Source organism: Streptomyces griseus (genome assembly GCF_900460065.1).
Classification (GTDB): domain Bacteria; phylum Actinomycetota; class Actinomycetes; order Streptomycetales; family Streptomycetaceae; genus Streptomyces; species Streptomyces griseus.
Genome location: NZ_UAVD01000027.1, coordinates 228,871 through 247,236 on the forward strand (window position 1 = coordinate 228,871; position 18,366 = coordinate 247,236).

Below are 18,366 nucleotides of genomic sequence, written 5' to 3' on the forward strand. Positions count from 1 at the left end.
GGGCACGGAACTCCCGCCGGGGCTCCCGCCGCGCGGGCCTCCCGGCGGAACCCCGCCGTCGATCAGTTGCCCGCGACGTCCTTCACGGCCACCGTCACCGGCACGCTCCCCGAGATCGCCTCCAGGGTGAGGCCCGCCGTCGCCGGGGTGTCCAGCAGCTCCAGCAGCGTGGCCGCCACGTCGTCGCGGGGGATCGGGCCGCGGCCCGTCGAGGCGGCCAGGAGGACCTGGCCGGTGCCCGCGTCGTCCGTCAGCATGCCGGGGCGCAGGATCGTCCAGTCCAGTGCCGTGCGGGAGCGCACGGCCGCGTCCGCGGCGCCCTTGGCCCGCAGATACACGTCGAAGACCTCGTCGCCGGGATGGTCCGGGTCGGCGCCCATCGAGGAGACGACGAGGAAGCGGCGGACGCCCGCCGCCTCGGCCGCTTCGGCGAACAGCACGGCCGCGTCGCGGTCGACGGTGTCCTTCCGGGCGGTGCCGCTGTTCGGCCCGGCGCCCGCCGCGAAGACGGCCGCGTCCGCGCCGCGCAGCACCTGCGCGGTCTGCTCCACGGTGGCCGATTCGAGGTCCAGCACGACGGGTTCGGCGCCGGCGTCGGTCAGGTCCTGACTCTGTTGGGGGTTGCGGATGATCCCTACGGCTTCATCCCCGCGTGCGGCGAGCAGCCGCTCCAGCCGCAGTGCGATCTGTCCGTGTCCACCTGCGATGACAATGCGCATACCACCGACCGTACGCCCGGGGACGCGGTCGCGCTCAGTTCCTCGGCCCGGCGCCCGGGTCGGGCCGCCCCTGCCGCGGGAGTCCGCCGAGCCCCGTGGCGGCGTCCCCGTCGGAGTCGCAGTACTCGCGCACGGCACTGGTACGGGCGACGATCCGGCCGCCGTGGATGACGATGCGGCTGTAGGCGAGCGAGAGCACCGCGGAGAGCCGTTCGCCGCGCACGGCGAGGAGTTCGGCGGGGAAGCCCGCCTCGACGCGCACGTCGGGCAGGCCCAGGGCCGCGCGGGCGGACGTGGAGACCAGCGCGTACGCCTGCTCGGCGCGGAGCCCCGCCTGGGAGGCGAGGAGGTAGGCGGCTTCGAGCGGATCGCCGCGTCCGACCGGGTTGGCCGTGTCCCGCAGCGCACCGCTGCCCGCCGCGACGCGCACGCCGGCGGAGCGCAGCAGGCGCACGGGGGCGGTCGTCCGGCGCTCCGCGCCCGCGCAGCCGCCCTGGGGCAGGCAGACCACGGTGATCCCGGCGGCGGCGAGCCGGTCGGCGGCACGGGCCGCGGCCTCCAGGGGCAGGTGGGCCAGGCCGCCGCAGGGGCCGAGCGTGACGCCGGGACGCAGGCCGGCGGCCATCGCGGCGAGCCGGGACAGGCGGGCGGGGTCGTCGCCGTCGGTGTGCAGGTCCACGGGGCAGCCGTGCTCGGCCGCGATCTCCAGGACGGCCTCGGTGTAGCCCGTGGGGTCGGGGTCGAGGTCGGGGCAGCCGCCGACGACCGCCGCGCCCATCTTCACCGCGTCCCGGAGCATCGCGAGGCTGTCCGCCCCGGCGATGCCGGTGAGGAGGCGGGGGACCGCGACGGGCATGACGTCGGCGAGGCCGCGCAGGGCACGCCGGGTCTGCAGGACGGCTTCGAGCGGGGCGAGCCCCTGGACGTCGCCGACCCGGACGTGGGTGCGCAGGACGGTGGCGCCGTGGCCGAGCTGGAGCAGGGCGGCCTCGGTCGCGCGGCGCTGGATGTCCTCGGCGCGGTGCGAGGCGGGGCCGGGGCTGTCGGGCCCCGCGCTGTCGGCGGTCAGGGCGGTGTCGCTGTGGGCGTGGGGTTCGGCCGGGGCGGGGAGCAGGAGGTAGCCGCGGAGGTCGATGCGGGGGCCGCGGGCGGTCAGGCTGCCCGCGGTGCCGACGGCCTCGATCCGGCTGCCGCTCAGGCGTACGTCGACGGCCCGCCCGTCGACGAGACGGGCCCCGCCGAGGACGAGGGCGGGGTGGTCGGCGGTGGTGGCCGCGTCGGCGCTGTCGGGCGCGTTGTCGTCGGGCCGCCGCGGCTGGCTGTCGGGCATCGCGCTCCTGGGAGGGGTGCAAGATCACATGGAGTGACCTCACCCTAGGTGCGCCCGGGGGCGGCGTCCGGGAGGAGCGGAATAGTCGTACCGGTGCGCCCGTGCCGGCCGCCGGAGGGGCCCGTTCCGGAGGCGGACGCGGCCTGGATCAAGGCCTGATCAGGGGGTGTGGGCGGCCCCGGACGGAGGGGCGGAGAGCGCCGCGCAAACGGATTTGGGCAACCGGCGGGGGACCGTGTAATGTCTTCATCGCTCGCCCCAATAGCTCAGTCGGTAGAGCGTCTCCATGGTAAGGAGAAGGTCTGCGGTTCGATTCCGCATTGGGGCTCTGGTGATCGGGAAACCCCGCTTCGGCGGGGGGACTCATCATCAAAGCGGTGTAGCTCAGTCGGTAGAGCAAGCGGCTCATAATCGCTGTGTCACCGGTTCAAGTCCGGTCACCGCTACTAACGGTAGCCGATTGCTGGGTCGGTCCTTCGATCGGCTACCCTTTTATGCGTTCATCCGTCCACCGTCCGTCCAAGGAGCACTCACGTGGCTGCCACCGACGTCCGCCCGAAGATCACGCTGGCCTGCGTGGAGTGCAAGGAGCGGAACTACATCACCAAGAAGAACCGGCGTAACAACCCGGACCGTCTTGAGATGAAGAAGCACTGCCCGCGCTGCAACTCGCACACCGCGCACCGCGAAACGCGCTGAATCAGGCTCGTACACGAGGCCGCCCCCTCCTGGGGGCGGCCTCGTGTCGTTGTCGGGGGTCGTTCCCGCACGGGAGCGTGCCCTTATTCGTCTTTCACCAGGTTTCTCAGGAGGTAGCGAGCTCATGGCGCTCGACCAGTCCTTCGTGGGGCGGACCTATCCGCCCACTCCGGCGTACGAGGTCGGCCGGGAGAAGATCCGCGAGTTCGCCGAGGCGGTGGGCGACACCCATCCGGCGTACGTGGACGCGGAGGCCGCCCGTGCGCTCGGTCACGCCGATGTGATCGCGCCGCCCACGTTCGTCTTCTCGATCACCTACCGGGCCGCCGGAGAGGTGGTGCGGGACCCGCAGCTGGGCCTGGACTACAGCCGCGTCGTCCACGGTGACCAGAAGTTCAGTTACGTGCGCCCGGTGCGGGCGGGGGACCGGCTGACGGTCACGTCCACGATCGAGGCCGTCAAGTCCCTCGCGGGCAACGACATCGTGGACATCCGCGGGGATGTCCACGACGAGACCGGTGAGCTGGTGGTCACGGCGCTCACGAAGCTGGTGGCGCGCGCCGCCGAGGAGGCGTGATGACGGCGAAGATCTCTTACGGGTCGGTCGAGGTCGGTACGGAGCTGCCGGCGCGGTCCTTCCCGGTGACGCGGGCCACGCTCGTGCAGTACGCGGGCGCCTCGGGCGACTTCAACCCGATCCACTGGAACGAGAAGTTCGCGCTGGAGGTCGGGCTGCCCGACGTGATCGCGCACGGCATGTTCACGATGGCCGAGGCGATCCGGGTGGTCACGGACTGGGCCGGCGACCCGGGCGCGGTCGTCGACTACGGAGTGCGTTTCACGAAGCCGGTCGTCGTGCCCAACGACGACAAGGGCGCGCTGATCGAGGTCAGCGGCAAGGTCGCGGCCAAGCTGGACGACAACCTGGTCCGGGTGGACCTGGTCGCCGTGTGCGACGGCAAGAAGGTGCTGGGGATGTCCCGGGCCGTGGTCCGGCTCGCCTGAGACACGGCCGAGCAGCGGCTCGCCCGGGACGGGGCCGGGCGGTCAGGGGCGTTCCTCCGCGGAGGGGCGCCCCTCACTTGTGCTCCTGGCCGCCTCCGCCGGACACCCCCCCCGGCCCCCGGGCGCGGTCCGTGGCCCCGCACGAGCGGCGGGGGCGCGGACCGTACTCTTGTCCCCGTGCAGGAACTCCACGACGCCCCCCTCGCCCCCCTGACCACCTTCCGGCTCGGCGGCCCCGCCGCCCGGCTGCTGACCGCCACGACCGACGCCGAGGTGATCGCCGCCGTGCGCGAGGCCGACGCGAGCGGCACCCCGCTGCTCGTCATCGGCGGCGGCTCCAACCTGGTCATCGGGGACAAGGGCTTCGACGGCACCGCGCTGCGCATCGCCACGAAGGGCTTCGAGCTCTCCGGTACGGCGCTGGAACTGGCGGCCGGAGAGGTGTGGACCGACGCCGTCGCCCGGACCGTCGAGGCGGGCCTCGCGGGCATCGAGTGCCTGGCCGGCATCCCCGGATCCGCGGGCGCGACGCCCATCCAGAACGTCGGCGCGTACGGACAGGAGGTGTCCACCACCATCACGGAGGTCGTCGCCTACGACCGGCGCACCGGGGAGACGGTGACGATTCCGAACGCCGAGTGCGCGTTCTCGTACCGCCACAGCCGTTTCAAGGCCGAACCCGACCGCTTCGTGGTGCTGCGTGTCCGATTCGAGCTGGAAGAGGCAGACGGGCTCTCCGCACCCCTGAAGTACCCCGAAACGGCCAGGGCCATGGGCGTCGAGCAGGGCGACCGCGTCCCGCTGCCGGCCGCCCGCGAGACCGTGCTGCGGCTGCGCGCCGGCAAGGGCATGGTGCTGGACCCGGAGGACCACGACACCTGGTCGGCGGGGTCCTTCTTCACCAACCCGATCCTCGAACCGGCCGCCTTCGAGGACTTCCTCGGCCGGGTCCACGACCGCCTCGGGCCGGACGTGACGCCCCCGGCGTTCCCCGCCGGGAACGGCCGGACCAAGACCTCGGCCGCCTGGCTGATCGACCGGGCCGGATTCACCAAGGGCTACGGCAGCGGCCCCGCCCGCATCTCCACCAAACACACCCTCGCCCTCACCAACCGGGGCGCGGCCACCACCGAGGACCTGCTCGCCCTGGCCCGCGAGGTCGTCGCCGGAGTGCACGAGGCCTTCGGCGTCACCCTGGTCAACGAGCCGGTGACGGTCGGCGTCAGCCTCTAGGTCCTGTCGTCGGGCCGCCGTCGTCGCCCGAAGGGCGGCCCTGCGGGGTCAGTACGCGACGCCCACGCCCTGCTGCACGGCCGCCGGGTCCTCGACCAGCGCGAGCATCGCGTGCGCCACGTCGGCCCGGGAGACGGACCGGCTGCCGCGCGGGGCGCCGCCCACGACCCGCCGGTAGACGCCCGTGAGCGGCCCGTCCGTCAGCTTCGGCGGCCGTACCGCGGTCCAGTCCGTCGCACTGCGGGCCAACGCCGCCTCCATCCGGGCGAGATCGGCGTACACGTCCGCCAGCACCGCCCCGACCACCTTGAGCGCCAGCCGGTCGACCAGCCGATCGCCCGCCGGCTCCGGCCCCACGGGCACCGCGCTCACCACCACCAGCCGCCGCACCCCCTCGGCCTCCATCGCCGTCAGGATCCGCCCGGTCAGCCGCTCGGCGACGCCGTCGGCCCTCCGGCCGCGCGAGCCCAGCCCCGAGAGCACCGCGTCGCGCCCCGCCACCGCCGCCCGCACCGCCGCCGGATCGTCCAGCCGGACGACGGCGGCCAACGCCGCCCGGTCCAGCCGCTCCGGGAGCCGGTCCGGATCGCGGACCACGGCCGTCACCTCGTGGCCCGCCGCGAGGGCCTGCCCGACGATCTCCTGACCGACGCCGCCGGTCGCCCCGAACACGGTGATTCTCATAGCGCCCCCTGGTGGGTGAGTATTCACTAACCTCTAGGGTGGGTGGCTCCCCACCCGGACGTCAAGATCTCCGGGTCACGGCCCGTTGGAGCACGCATGGACCACAAGCCCGCCCGCGTGCGGATCGTCGACGCGGCGCACGAGCTGATGCTCTCCATCGGCCTCGCCCGCACCACCACCAAGGAGATCGCCCGGGCGGCCGGCTGCTCGGAGGCCGCGCTCTACAAGTACTTCTCCGGCAAGGAGGAGCTGTTCGTCACGGTCCTCGCGGAGCGGCTGCCCCGGCTCGGCAACCTTCTCGGAGACCTCCGCGCGGGGGAGGGCAGCGTCGAGGGCAACCTCACCGAGATCGCCCGGGTGGCCGCGCTGTTCTACGAGCAGACCTTCCCCATGGCCGCCTCCCTCTACGCCGAACCCCAGCTCAAGCGCCGCCACGAGGAGGGCGTCGGCGGGCTCGAAGCCGGGCCCCACCTGCCGATCCGCCGGCTGGACGCCTACCTGCGCGCCGAACAGGGCGCGGGCCGCCTGCGGGCCGACGCGGACACCTACGCCGCCGCCTCGCTGCTGCTGGGCGCCTGCGCCCAACGGGCCTTCGCCTACGCCGCGCTCCCCGGCGGCACGCCCCCGCAGCCCCTGGACGACTTCGCCGCCTCCCTGGCCCGCACACTGCTGGGCGGAATCAGCTAGCCAGCCAGTCGTCGATCCCCGAGAGCAGCTTCTCCGTCACGTCCACGGGGGCCGCCGACCCGCGCACCGACTGGCGGGCCAGCTCGGCCAGCTCCTCGTCGGTGAACCCGTGGTGGCGGCGCACCAGTTCGTACTGGGCGGCCAGCCGCGAACCGAACAGCAGCGGGTCGTCCGCCCCCAGCGCCATCGGCACGCCCGCGTCGAACAGCGTGCGCAGAGGGACGTCGGCGGGCTTCTCGTAGACGCCGAGCGCCACATTGGACGACGGGCAGACCTCGCAGGTGATCCCGCGCTCGGCGAGCCTGCGCAGCAGCCGGGGGTCCTCGGCGGCCCGGACCCCGTGTCCGATGCGCGAGGCGTCCAGATCGTCCAGGCAGTCGCGCACGCTGGAGGGCCCGGCGAGCTCCCCGCCGTGCGGAGCCGCCAGCAGGCCGCCCTCGCGGGCGATCGCGAAGGCGCGGTCGAAGTCGCGGGCCATCCCGCGCCGCTCGTCGTTGGAGAGCCCGAAGCCGACGACGCCCCGGTCCGCGTAACGGACGGCGAGCCGGGCCAGGGTGCGGGCGTCCAGCGGGTGCTTCATCCGGTTGGCGGCGATCACCACGCGCATGCCCAGACCGGTGTCCCGGGCGGCACTGTCCACGGCGTCGAGGATGATCTCGATGGCCGGGATCAGCCCGCCGAGCAGCGGGGCGTACGAGGTGGGGTCGACCTGGATCTCCAGCCAGCCGGAGCCGTCCGCGACGTCCTCCTGGGCGCTCTCGCGCACCAGGCGGTGGATGTCCTCGGGGGACCGCAGGCACGACCGGGCGATGTCGTAGAGCCGCTGGAAACGGAACCAGCCGCGCTCGTCGGTCGCCCGCAGTTTGGGCGGTTCGCCGCCGGTCAGGGCGTCGGGGAGATGGACCCCGTACTTGTCGGCGAGTTCGAGCAGGGTGGTGGGCCGCATCGACCCGGTGAAATGCAGGTGCAGGTGGGCCTTGGGCAACAGACGTACATCACGCTCCATTGGAAGATCCTGCCGCACGGGCGGCCCGGAGCGGTAGCCGCTTTCCCGTTTAGGGGGGCCGCTCGAACAAAAAGCGCCCCCGGCCGGTGGAGGAATCCAGCGGCCGGGGGCGCCTTCCGTTCGAGCGGTTACGCGACCGGTCAGGCCTTGGCCTCGCCCAGCAGCTTCTGGATCCGCGAGACGCCCTCGATGAGGTCGTCGTCGCCCAGGGCGTAGGACAGACGCAGGTAGCCCGGGGTGCCGAAGGCCTCGCCGGGCACGACGGCGACCTCGGCCTCCTCCAGGATGAGCGCGGCCAGCTCGACGGTGGTGGCCGGACGCCTGCCGCGGATCTCCTTGCCGAGCAGGTCCTTCACCGCCGGGTAGGCGTAGAAGGCGCCCTCGGGCTCCGGGCAGAACACGCCGTCGATCTCGTTGAGCATCCGCACGATGAGCTTGCGGCGGCGGTCGAAGGCGGTGCGCATCTCGGCGACGGCGTCCAGCGGTCCGGAGACGGCCGCGAGCGCGGCGACCTGGGCCACGTTGGAGACGTTGGAGGTGGCGTGCGACTGGAGGTTGGTCGCGGCCTTGACGACGTCCTTCGGGCCGATGATCCACCCCACGCGCCAGCCGGTCATCGCGTACGTCTTGGCGACGCCGTTGACGACGATGCACTTGTCGCGCAGCTCGGGGACGATCGCCGGGAGCGAGGTGAAGGTGGCGTCGCCGTAGACCAGGTGCTCGTAGATCTCGTCGGTCATGACCCACAGGCCGTGCTCGACGGCCCAGCGGCCGATGGCCTCGGCGTCGGCCTCGCTGTACACCGCGCCGGTGGGGTTGGACGGCGAGACGAACAGGACGACCTTGGTCTTCTCGGTGCGCGCGGCCTCCAGCTGCTCGACGGAGACCCGGTAACCGGTGGTCTCGTCGGCGACGACCTCGACCGGGACACCGCCGGCGAGCCGGATCGACTCGGGGTAGGTGGTCCAGTACGGGGCGGGGACGATGACCTCGTCGCCCGGGTCGAGGATCGCGGCGAAGGCCTCGTAGATGGCCTGCTTGCCGCCGTTGGTCACCAGGATCTGGCCGGCGTCGACCTCGTAGCCGGAGTCGCGCAGGGTCTTCTCCGCGATGGCGGCCTTCAGCTCGGGGAGCCCGCCTGCGGGGGTGTAGCGGTGGTACTTCGGGTTGCGGCAGGCCTCGACCGCGGCGTCGACGATGTAGTCGGGCGTCGGGAAGTCGGGCTCACCGGCCCCGAAGCCGATCACCGGACGCCCGGCGGCCTTGAGGGCCTTGGCCTTGGCGTCGACGGCGAGGGTCGCGGACTCGGAGATCGCACCGATGCGGGCCGAAACCCGGCGCTCGGACGGTGAAGTTGCAGCGCTCATGGCCCCATGTTCCCAGACCGCGAAAGCCGTCGGCACAGGGGTTTCAGGGTCCGGACAGGACCCGGACAGCATGCGGACGGGAGCGGTCGGCCGTTGTCTGTTCGACGCGGCGGCCCTGAACACGTACACTCACCTGTCGTTGGCCTTCACCAGCCGCACCGTACCCGCACCCGTTCACCGGGAAAGATGCGGTAGGTTGGTGGAAACCACAAAGGGTCGTAGCTCAATTGGTAGAGCACTGGTCTCCAAAACCAGCGGTTGGGGGTTCAAGTCCCTCCGGCCCTGCTACACACTCCTTCGCCAGGATGTGTGCGCATGTACGTACTTCATTGCACAGCCGTGCGGCTCCACCGGGCGCGGCACGGCCACGACCCGGAATCAGGTGAGTAGCGTGACGGACGCCGTGGGCTCCATCGACATGCCTGATGCTGAGGATGAAGCTCCCGAGTCGAAGAAGAAGTCTCGGAAGGGCGGCAAGCGCGGCAAGAAGGGCCCTCTGGGTCGGCTCGCGCTGTTCTACCGCCAGATCGTCGCCGAACTCCGTAAGGTTGTCTGGCCGACGCGCAGCCAGCTCACGACGTACACCTCCGTGGTGATCGTGTTCGTCGTCGTCATGATCGGTCTTGTTACCGTTCTCGACATGGGCTTCGCCCGGGTCGTCAAGTACGTCTTCGGCTGATCACGCGGAAGGCGTCGGATCCGGCGCCCCTTTCGCACGTTCCACCCTTTGTATCCAGGAAGAAGCAGCCATCGTGTCTGACCCGAACCTGAACGACGCCGTCGAGCCCGAGGCCGGCGCCTCAGAGTCCGCCAAGGACGAGCTCGACATCGTTGAGGCTGCTGACTCCGTGGACCCGGACCAGGCCGAGGCCGCCGACCTCGCCGCGGGTGAGCCCGCCGAGCGGGCCGCCGTGAACGTGGCCGGGGACGACTCCGACGAGGACGACGCCGCCGCGGAAGAGGCCGTCGAGGCCGACGACGAGAGCGCCGACGAGGAAGAGGCCGAGCCGGCCGCCCCCGTCGACCCCGTCGCCGCCCTGCGCGACGAGCTCCGCACCCTCCCCGGCGAGTGGTACGTCATCCACACGTACGCCGGTTACGAGAAGCGCGTGAAGGCCAACCTGGAGCAGCGCGCCGTCTCGCTGAACGTGGAGGAGTTCATCTATCAGGCCGAGGTGCCTGAAGAGGAAATCGTCCAGATCAAGAACGGCGAGCGCAAGAACGTCCGGCAGAACAAGCTCCCCGGTTACGTGCTGGTCCGCATGGACCTGACGAACGAGTCCTGGGGCGTCGTGCGGAACACGCCGGGCGTCACCGGCTTCGTGGGCAACGCCTACGACCCGTACCCGCTGACCCTGGACGAGATCGTCAAGATGCTCGCCCCGGAGGCCGAGGAGAAGGCCGCCCGCGAGGCCGCCGAGGCCGAGGGCAAGCCGGCTCCGGCCCGCAAGGTCGAGGTCCAGGTGCTGGACTTCGAGGTCGGGGACTCCGTCACCGTCACCGACGGCCCCTTCGCCACGCTGCAGGCCACGATCAACGAGATCAACGCCGACTCGAAGAAGGTCAAGGGCCTCGTCGAGATCTTCGGCCGCGAGACCCCGGTCGAGCTCAGCTTCGACCAGATCCAGAAGAACTAGCGCTTCCCGCCGGTTTCTGGACACATGCCTACCCAGCAGGTCAGAGGGGCTTCGCAGCCGCTCTGACCTGCTGGGTTTTTGGTCGCACAGCTATACCCGTTATCGTTGTGCGGTATGCCTCCATCCGGATGACCGGAATCGGCGGCGAAACACTCTCATAGGACCCGGAGAGAGCAATGCCTCCCAAGAAGAAGAAGGTCACGGGGCTTATCAAGCTCCAGATCAACGCCGGTGCGGCGAACCCGGCCCCGCCGGTCGGCCCCGCGCTCGGTCAGCACGGCGTCAACATCATGGAGTTCTGCAAGGCCTACAACGCCGCGACCGAGTCGCAGCGTGGCATGGTCGTGCCGGTGGAGATCACGGTCTACGAGGACCGTTCCTTCACCTTCGTCACGAAGACTCCGCCGGCCGCCAAGCTGATCCTCAAGGCCGCGGGTGTGGACAAGGGCTCCGGCGAGCCGCACAAGACCAAGGTTGCCAAGCTGACGGCCGCCCAGGTCCGCGAGATCGCCACGACGAAGCTCCCCGACCTGAACGCCAATGACCTCGACGCCGCGTCGAAGATCATCGCCGGCACCGCCCGCTCCATGGGCATCACGGTCGAAGGCTGATTCAGCCCCGTAACCCCCAGTGGTAGGGCCAAGCGCTGGTCCGCACCACGACTCCACACTCGGAAACCACAGGAGTAGAAGTGAAGCGCAGCAAGAACCTCCGCGCTGCGGACGCCAAGGTCGACCGGGAGCGCAACTACGCCCCGCTCGAGGCCGTCCGTCTCGCCAAGGAAACCTCGTCCACGAAGTTCGACGGCACCGTCGAGGTCGCCTTTGCCCTGGGTGTCGACCCGCGCAAGGCCGACCAGATGGTCCGTGGCACCGTGAACCTCCCGCACGGCACCGGCAAGACCGCCCGGGTCCTGGTCTTCGCGACCGGTGACCGTGCTGCGGCCGCGGAAGCCGCCGGAGCCGACATCGTCGGCGCCGACGAGCTCATCGACGAGGTGGCGAAGGGCCGTCTGGACTTCGACGCCGTCGTCGCGACCCCGGACCTCATGGGCAAGGTCGGCCGCCTGGGCCGCGTGCTCGGTCCGCGTGGTCTGATGCCGAACCCGAAGACCGGCACCGTCACCCCCGACGTCGTGAAGGCTGTCAACGACATCAAGGGCGGCAAGATCGAGTTCCGCGTCGACAAGCACTCGAACCTGCACTTCATCATCGGCAAGGTCTCCTTCGACGAGACCAAGCTGGTGGAGAACTACGCAGCGGCGCTGGAGGAGATCCTCCGTCTGAAGCCGTCCGCCGCCAAGGGCCGCTACATCAAGAAGGCCACGCTGGCCACCACGATGGGCCCCGGCATCCCGCTGGACGCCAACCGCACCCGCAACCTCCTCGTCGAGGAGGACCCGGCCTCCGTCTGAGCCTTTGTGCTCACCCGGTAGCCGCGTCGTACGCGTGCACGGTGTGAACGGGCCCCGCAACCTTTCGAGGTGCGGGGCCCGTCCTCGTATCCGTAAGGCGCCATGCCTGTCAGTGCCCTGTGCCACTGTTGTGCGGGGGACGACAGACGATACGAGGGGTGGACGGGTACATGAGGACGAGCACGGCACGACGCACGGGCACGGCTCTGGCCGTCGCGGCGGCACTGACGTCGATAGCGGCCTGCAGCGGCTCCGACGGTGCGAAGGGGTCCGACGGCGCCGGTGAGGGCAAGGCGGGCGCCGTCTCCAAGGCGAGCCCCGTCGCCGCGCTGAAGCAGGTGCAGCAGAAGACCGGCGGCGCCCAGTCGGCGAAGGTCGAGGGCACCACCGAGATGGGCAGCGTCATGTCCATGAAGCAGTCCGGAGCCATCGGCTGGGCCGACGGCCTCTCCGGCGCGCTGACCATCACGTACACCGGCGGCACCATGGGCGACGCCCTGAAGCAGGCCGGCGGCGACGGATCGGTCCAGGCGCGCTACTTCAAGGACGAGTACTACGCCAACATGGGCGACGCCATGGCGGCCAACACCGGCGGCAAGCACTGGATCCGGTACTCCTACAAGGACCTCGCCGAGCTGGGCGGGGCCTCCGGCGACGTCATGAAGGACCAGATCCAGAACAGCACGCCCGAGCAGGGCGTGAAGGCGCTCCTGGCCTCCGGCGACGTGAAGAAGGTCGGCCAGGAGGACGTCCGCGGGGTCCCCGCGACGCACTACTCCGGCACGGTCGACGTGGCCGGCCTGACCGCGAAGAACAGCAACCTGGACGCGGAGCAGCTGGCCGCGTTCAAGGAGCAGCTCGCCCTGGCCGGGGTGACCACCCAGACCGTCGACATCTGGGTCGACAAGAACGACCTGCTGGTGAAGAAGACCGAGCGCGGCGAGATGAAGACCGGCTCGTTCAACTCGACGATCTTCTACAGCGACTACGGCACCGAGGTGCCCACCGAGAAGCCGGCGGCCTCGGACACCGTGGACTTCAAGGAGATGCTGAAGCAGGGCGGCGCTACCCCGGGCGCCACCTCCTGACACCTCCCGCGAGGGGTCGAACGGGGACGGATTTGCCCGTCCCCCATCCGGTCGCGTACTCTCACCAGGAAGCCAAAGACCGCTGGTCGTCGCTGTGTCCCGCGAGGGGGACGGTGACCGAAGGTTCCGCTAGATCGGACGACCTGCGCAGGTGACTGTGGAATCGCTCCCGGACTCTGTTCGGTCGAGCTGCGCCCTGGCACTTGTGCTGGGGCGTTTCGTCTTTCCCGGCCCCTTCTGAGCGGTCCTCATCACCCGGAAGGAGGCCGACGCTCATGGCAAGGCCCGACAAGGCTGCCGCGGTAGCCGAGCTGACGGACCAGTTCCGCAGCTCGAACGCCGCCGTGCTGACCGAGTACCGGGGTCTCACCGTGGCCCAGCTCAAGGAGCTGCGCCGTTCGCTCGGTGAGAACGCCCAGTACGCCGTGGTGAAGAACACGCTGACCAAGATTGCGGCCAACGAGGCCGGGATCGACACGCTGGACGACCTGTTCTCGGGTCCGACGGCGGTTGCCTTCGTCACCGGTGACCCGGTGGAGTCGGCGAAGGGTCTTCGTGACTTCGCCAAGGACAACCCCAACCTCATCATCAAGGGCGGTGTCCTTGACGGTAAGGCGCTGTCCGCCGATGAGATCAAGAAGCTCGCGGACCTCGAGTCCCGCGAGGTTCTGCTCTCCAAGCTGGCCGGTGCTTTCAAGGGCAAGCAGACGCAGGCGGCGCAGGTCTTCCAGGCCCTGCCCTCCAAGTTCGTCCGCACCGCGGAAGCCCTTCGCGCCAAGAAGGAAGAGCAGGGCGGTGCCGGTACTCCGGCTCCCGCCGAGGCCGCCGAGTAATTTCGCTCAGCGGTCCAGCGGGCTCCACGTACGCCCGCCGACACATACATCCGGCACCTGCCGAATAGTGGAAGGACGCCTATCATGGCGAAGCTGTCCCAGGACGACCTGCTCGCGCAGTTCGAAGAGATGACCCTCATCGAGCTCTCCGAGTTCGTGAAGGCCTTCGAGGAGAAGTTCGACGTCACCGCCGCCGCGGCCGTCGCCGTCGCCGGCCCCGCCGCTGGTGGCGCCCCGGCCGAGGCCGAGGCCGAGCAGGACGAGTTCGACGTCATCCTCACCGGTGCCGGCGAGAAGAAGATCCAGGTCATCAAGGTCGTGCGTGAGCTGACCTCGCTGGGTCTGAAGGAGGCCAAGGACCTCGTCGACGGCACCCCGAAGCCGGTCCTCGAGAAGGTCGCCAAGGAGGCCGCCGAGAAGGCTGCCGAGTCCCTCAAGGCCGCCGGCGCTTCCGTCGAGGTCAAGTAACACCTCGGGAGTCCTCCGGACTCCCCGGGCACGTCAGTGCCCACGCCAAGGGCGATCACCCATCCGGGTGGTCGCCCTTCGGCGTGCCCGCGGCGGGTGCCTTGATCTTCCGCCGACGACGAGTAGGGTGATCTTCGCCGTGCGCCTCCCGCAGGCCCCTCGGGGGCGTCCCGCGGGGCATCCCGGAGGCGGCCGGCGAAGGCTCCTGGAGGTCCGATCGGACCGGCGGGCCTTGACGAACCGGACGCGGCGCGCAATTCTCAGGACGCGTCATCACTTCGATCCGTATCCGAGGCATGGATCGAGAGTGAAGAGGGCAGTAAAGAAGTGCGCACCCCGCGCGAGGACCAGGGCTAGACATAGGTGTTGAGAACAGCTGTTGAGAGCAACGTGGGTCTCTGAGAACCCCGACTGGACATCAGTGTGCCGCTTGGCTACACTGACCCTTTGCGCTGCCTGTTAGCTGCCTCCTGCCCGTCACCAGGGGCATGCCCACGCTGAAGCACCGATGATCGACCCCCTCCGACCTGGTCGTTTGCGACCGATTCGGAACGGTCTGTCTTTGTGTCCAGAGTGGGACCGGTACGCGCGTAGTGAGTCCGAGCCCTCGGAAGGACCCCCTCTTGGCCGCCTCGCGCAACGCCTCGACCGCGAATACGAACAACGGTGCCAGCACCGCCCCGCTGCGCATCTCTTTTGCAAAGATCAAGGAGCCCCTCGAGGTTCCGAACCTCCTCGCGCTGCAGACCGAGAGCTTTGACTGGCTCCTCGGCAACGCCGCCTGGAAGGCTCGCGTCGAGGCTGCTCTGGACAGTGGACAAGACGTCCCCACCAAGTCCGGCCTGGAGGAGATCTTCGAGGAGATCTCTCCGATCGAGGACTTCTCCGGGTCGATGTCGCTTACGTTCCGCGACCACCGCTTCGAGCCCCCGAAGAACTCGATCGACGAGTGCAAGGAGCGCGACTTCACGTTCGCCGCGCCGCTCTTCGTCACGGCCGAGTTCACCAACAACGAGACCGGCGAGATCAAGTCCCAGACGGTCTTCATGGGCGACTTCCCGCTCATGACCAACAAGGGCACCTTCGTCATCAACGGCACCGAGCGTGTCGTCGTGTCGCAGCTGGTCCGCTCGCCGGGTGTCTACTTCGACTCCTCCATCGACAAGACGTCCGACAAGGACATCTTCTCCGCCAAGATCATCCCCTCCCGGGGCGCCTGGCTGGAGATGGAGATCGACAAGCGCGACATGGTCGGTGTCCGCATCGACCGCAAGCGCAAGCAGTCCGTCACCGTCCTCCTGAAGGCTCTCGGCTGGACCACCGAGCAGATCCTGGAGGAGTTCGGCGAGTACGAGTCCATGCGCGCCACCCTGGAGAAGGACCACACCCAGGGCCAGGACGACGCGCTGCTCGACATCTACCGCAAGCTGCGTCCGGGCGAGCCGCCGACCCGCGAGGCCGCTCAGACGCTGCTCGAGAACCTCTACTTCAACCCGAAGCGCTACGACCTCGCGAAGGTCGGCCGCTACAAGGTGAACAAGAAGCTCGGCGCCGATGAGCCGCTGGACGCCGGGGTGCTCACCACCGACGACGTCATCGCGACCATCAAGTACCTGGTCAAGCTGCACGCCGGTGAGACCGAGACGATCGGCGAGTCCGGCCGGGAGATCGTCGTCGAGACCGACGACATCGACCACTTCGGCAACCGTCGTCTGCGCAACGTCGGCGAGCTCATCCAGAACCAGGTCCGTACGGGCCTGGCGCGGATGGAGCGCGTCGTGCGCGAGCGCATGACCACCCAGGACGTCGAGGCGATCACGCCGCAGACCCTGATCAACATCCGGCCGGTCGTCGCCTCCATCAAGGAGTTCTTCGGCACCAGCCAGCTGTCGCAGTTCATGGACCAGAACAACCCGCTGTCGGGTCTCACCCACAAGCGCCGCCTGTCGGCTCTCGGCCCGGGTGGCCTCTCCCGTGAGCGGGCCGGCTTCGAGGTCCGAGACGTGCACCCGTCCCACTACGGACGCATGTGCCCGATCGAGACCCCCGAGGGCCCGAACATCGGTCTGATCGGTTCGCTCGCCTCGTACGGCCGCGTCAACGCGTTCGGCTTCATCGAGACGCCGTACCGCAAGGTCGTCGACGGCCAGGTCACCGACGACGTCGACTACATCACGGCCGACGAGGAGGACCGCTTCGTCATCGCCCAGGCGAACGCGACCCTCAACGACGAGCTGCGCTTCACCGAGCCCCGCGTCCTGGTCCGCCGCCGTGGCGGAGAGGTCGACTACGTGCCCGGCACGGACGTCGACTACATGGACGTCTCGCCGCGCCAGATGGTGTCCGTCGCCACCGCGATGATCCCCTTCCTGGAGCACGACGACGCCAACCGTGCCCTCATGGGCGCGAACATGATGCGTCAGGCGGTGCCGCTCATCAAGTCGGAGGCCCCGCTCGTCGGCACCGGCATGGAGTACCGCTGCGCCACCGACGCCGGCGACGTCCTCAAGGCCGAGAAGGACGGTGTGGTCCAGGAGGTCTCCGCGGACTACATCACCGTCACGAACGACGACGGCACGTACACCACGTACCGCATCGCCAAGTTCATGCGCTCCAACCAGGGCACCTCGGTCAACCAGAAGGTCGTCGTCTCCGAGGGCGACCGGATCGTCGCCGACCAGGTGCTCGCCGACGGACCGGCCACCGAGAACGGTGAGATGGCCCTCGGCAAGAACCTGCTCGTGGCGTTCATGCCGTGGGAGGGTCACAACTACGAGGACGCGATCATCCTGTCGCAGCGCCTCGTGCAGGACGACGTCCTCTCCTCGATCCACATCGAGGAGCACGAGGTCGACGCCCGTGACACCAAGCTCGGCCCGGAGGAGATCACCCGGGACATCCCGAACGTCTCCGAGGAGGTCCTCGCCGACCTCGACGAGCGCGGCATCATCCGCATCGGTGCCGAGGTCGTCGCCGGCGACATCCTCGTCGGCAAGGTCACGCCCAAGGGCGAGACCGAGCTGACCCCCGAGGAGCGCCTGCTCCGCGCGATCTTCGGTGAGAAGGCGCGCGAGGTGCGCGACACCTCGCTGAAGGTGCCGCACGGTGAGATCGGCAAGGTCATCGGCGTCCGCGTCTTCGACCGCGAAGAGGGCGACGAGCTGCCGCCGGGCGTGAACCAGCTGGTCCGCGTCTACGTCGCGCAGAAGCGCAAGATCACCGATGGTGACAAGCTCGCCGGCCGTCACGGCAACAAGGGCGTCATCTCCAAGATCCTGCCGATCGAGGACATGCCGTTCCTGGAGGACGGCACCCCGGTCGACATCATCCTCAACCCGCTGGGCGTCCCGTCCCGAATGAACCCGGGACAGGTCCTGGAGATCCACCTCGGCTGGCTCGCCAGCCGCGGCTGGGACGTCTCCGGCCTCGGTGACGAGTGGGCCCAGCGCCTGCAGGCCATCGGCGCCGACCAGGTCGCCCCCGGCACCAACGTCGCCACGCCCGTCTTCGACGGTGCGCGCGAGGACGAGATCTCCGGTCTCTTCGAGGCCACGATCCCCAACCGCGACGGCGACCGGCTGGTCCAGCCCTCCGGCAAGGCCCAGCTGTTCGACGGCCGCTCCGGCGAGCCGTTCCCGGACCCGGTCTCGGTCGGGTTCATGTACATCCTCAAGCTGCACCACCTGGTCGACGACAAGCTCCACGCGCGTTCGACCGGCCCGTACTCCATGATCACCCAGCAGCCGCTGGGTGGTAAGGCGCAGTTCGGTGGTCAGCGCTTCGGTGAGATGGAGGTGTGGGCCCTTGAGGCTTACGGCGCCGCGTACGCCCTCCAGGAGCTCCTGACGATCAAGTCCGACGACGTGACCGGCCGCGTGAAGGTCTACGAGGCCATCGTCAAGGGCGAGAACATCCCCGAGCCCGGCATTCCCGAGTCCTTCAAGGTACTCATCAAGGAAATGCAGTCGCTCTGCCTCAACGTGGAGGTGCTGTCCTCGGACGGCATGTCCATCGAGATGCGCGACACGGACGAGGACGTCTTCCGCGCGGCGGAGGAACTCGGTATCGACCTGTCCCGGCGCGAGCCGAGCAGCGTCGAAGAGGTCTGACGGGCCGGCCGGCCGCCTCACCCCGAGGCGGCCGGCCCTCCCCGGACCCGTTCAGACCATTGATTGAGACGAGACCCCGAAAGAGGG

The 18,366-nt window shown here is 69.7% G+C and carries 18 protein-coding genes and 3 tRNA genes; 16 read left to right on the forward strand and 5 right to left on the reverse strand.

Annotated elements, in window-relative coordinates; genetic code table 11:
- Positions 1–62 precede the first annotated feature (62 nt).
- Positions 63–719 carry an SDR family oxidoreductase gene (locus tag DTB53_RS16820; protein WP_003967011.1) on the reverse strand — a complete coding sequence of 219 codons (657 nt, stop codon included), beginning with the start codon at positions 717–719 and terminating at the stop codon, positions 63–65.
- Between the two features lie 34 nt (positions 720–753).
- Positions 754–2,049, reverse strand: a complete 1,296-nt coding sequence (locus tag DTB53_RS16825; RefSeq protein ID WP_003967010.1) for an amidohydrolase family protein — start codon at positions 2,047–2,049, stop codon at positions 754–756.
- Positions 2,050–2,304: 255 nt separating this feature from the next.
- Between DTB53_RS16825 and DTB53_RS16830 the strand changes: the two genes are divergently transcribed.
- The 6 genes from DTB53_RS16830 to DTB53_RS16855 all read left to right on the forward strand — a co-directional run bounded on the left by DTB53_RS16830 (position 2,305) and on the right by DTB53_RS16855 (position 4,986).
- Positions 2,305–2,377: transfer RNA gene (locus DTB53_RS16830), tRNA-Thr, on the forward strand.
- 45 nt (positions 2,378–2,422) lie between these two features.
- Positions 2,423–2,495, forward strand: a tRNA-Met gene (locus tag DTB53_RS16835).
- Between the two features lie 88 nt (positions 2,496–2,583).
- Positions 2,584–2,748 carry a 50S ribosomal protein L33 gene (gene rpmG, locus DTB53_RS16840; RefSeq protein WP_003956487.1) on the forward strand — a complete coding sequence of 55 codons (165 nt, stop codon included), beginning with the start codon at positions 2,584–2,586 and terminating at the stop codon, positions 2,746–2,748.
- A gap of 124 nt (positions 2,749–2,872) precedes the next feature.
- Positions 2,873–3,325, forward strand: coding sequence for a MaoC family dehydratase N-terminal domain-containing protein (locus DTB53_RS16845; RefSeq protein ID WP_003967009.1), 453 nt, complete (start codon positions 2,873–2,875; stop codon positions 3,323–3,325).
- Complete coding sequence (locus DTB53_RS16850; protein ID WP_003967008.1) at positions 3,325–3,753, forward strand: MaoC family dehydratase; 429 nt, start codon at positions 3,325–3,327, stop codon at positions 3,751–3,753. The genes DTB53_RS16845 and DTB53_RS16850 overlap by 1 nt, the downstream gene beginning before the upstream one ends.
- Positions 3,754–3,930: 177 nt before the next feature.
- A complete protein-coding gene (locus tag DTB53_RS16855; protein WP_012379486.1) occupies positions 3,931–4,986 on the forward strand; it encodes a UDP-N-acetylmuramate dehydrogenase in 1,056 nt (351 codons plus the stop codon).
- A gap of 48 nt (positions 4,987–5,034) precedes the next feature.
- Here the strand turns inward: DTB53_RS16855 and DTB53_RS16860 are convergent, their stop codons facing one another.
- Positions 5,035–5,670 carry an NAD(P)-dependent oxidoreductase gene (locus DTB53_RS16860; RefSeq protein ID WP_012379485.1) on the reverse strand — a complete coding sequence of 212 codons (636 nt, stop codon included), beginning with the start codon at positions 5,668–5,670 and terminating at the stop codon, positions 5,035–5,037.
- Between the two features lie 96 nt (positions 5,671–5,766).
- On the opposite strand from DTB53_RS16860, the gene DTB53_RS16865 reads away from it, so the two are divergent.
- The gene (locus DTB53_RS16865; RefSeq protein ID WP_003967005.1) at positions 5,767–6,357 is read left to right on the forward strand and encodes a TetR/AcrR family transcriptional regulator; all 591 of its coding nucleotides are present in this window, start codon (positions 5,767–5,769) and stop codon (positions 6,355–6,357) included.
- Here the strand turns inward: DTB53_RS16865 and DTB53_RS16870 are convergent.
- Together DTB53_RS16870 and DTB53_RS16875 are read right to left on the reverse strand one after the other, a co-directional pair.
- Entirely contained in the window at positions 6,350–7,363 is a 1,014-nt protein-coding gene (locus DTB53_RS16870) for an adenosine deaminase (RefSeq protein WP_030702419.1), read from the reverse strand. The two genes, DTB53_RS16865 and DTB53_RS16870, sit on opposite strands and share 8 nt — an antisense overlap.
- A gap of 140 nt (positions 7,364–7,503) precedes the next feature.
- The gene (locus DTB53_RS16875) at positions 7,504–8,730 is read right to left on the reverse strand and encodes a pyridoxal phosphate-dependent aminotransferase (RefSeq protein ID WP_003967003.1); all 1,227 of its coding nucleotides are present in this window, start codon (positions 8,728–8,730) and stop codon (positions 7,504–7,506) included.
- A gap of 212 nt (positions 8,731–8,942) precedes the next feature.
- Between DTB53_RS16875 and DTB53_RS16880 the strand changes: the two genes are divergently transcribed.
- From DTB53_RS16880 to rpoB, 9 genes are all read left to right on the forward strand, one after another.
- A tRNA-Trp gene (locus tag DTB53_RS16880) sits at positions 8,943–9,015 on the forward strand.
- Between the two features lie 106 nt (positions 9,016–9,121).
- A complete protein-coding gene (gene secE, locus DTB53_RS16885; RefSeq protein ID WP_003967002.1) occupies positions 9,122–9,409 on the forward strand; it encodes a preprotein translocase subunit SecE in 288 nt (95 codons plus the stop codon).
- Positions 9,410–9,482: 73 nt separating this feature from the next.
- Positions 9,483–10,367, forward strand: coding sequence for a transcription termination/antitermination protein NusG (gene nusG / locus DTB53_RS16890; RefSeq protein WP_003967001.1), 885 nt, complete (start codon positions 9,483–9,485; stop codon positions 10,365–10,367).
- A 176-nt stretch (positions 10,368–10,543) separates the two neighbouring features.
- Entirely contained in the window at positions 10,544–10,978 is a 435-nt protein-coding gene (gene rplK / locus DTB53_RS16895) for a 50S ribosomal protein L11 (protein WP_003967000.1), read from the forward strand.
- Positions 10,979–11,058: 80 nt separating this feature from the next.
- Positions 11,059–11,781, forward strand: a complete 723-nt coding sequence (rplA, locus tag DTB53_RS16900) for a 50S ribosomal protein L1 (protein WP_003966999.1) — start codon at positions 11,059–11,061, stop codon at positions 11,779–11,781.
- A 170-nt stretch (positions 11,782–11,951) separates the two neighbouring features.
- Positions 11,952–12,869 (forward strand): SCO4651 family lipoprotein, encoded by a 918-nt coding sequence (locus DTB53_RS16905; RefSeq protein ID WP_003966998.1) that lies wholly within the window; start codon positions 11,952–11,954, stop codon positions 12,867–12,869.
- A gap of 275 nt (positions 12,870–13,144) precedes the next feature.
- Complete coding sequence (gene rplJ, locus DTB53_RS16910) at positions 13,145–13,702, forward strand: 50S ribosomal protein L10 (protein WP_003966997.1); 558 nt, start codon at positions 13,145–13,147, stop codon at positions 13,700–13,702.
- An 84-nt stretch (positions 13,703–13,786) separates the two neighbouring features.
- Positions 13,787–14,170 (forward strand): 50S ribosomal protein L7/L12, encoded by a 384-nt coding sequence (gene rplL, locus DTB53_RS16915; RefSeq protein WP_003966996.1) that lies wholly within the window; start codon positions 13,787–13,789, stop codon positions 14,168–14,170.
- 623 nt (positions 14,171–14,793) lie between these two features.
- Positions 14,794–18,279: a DNA-directed RNA polymerase subunit beta gene (rpoB, locus tag DTB53_RS16925; RefSeq protein WP_003966995.1), complete on the forward strand. Its 3,486-nt coding sequence runs from the start codon at positions 14,794–14,796 to the stop codon at positions 18,277–18,279.
- Positions 18,280–18,366 lie beyond the last annotated feature (87 nt).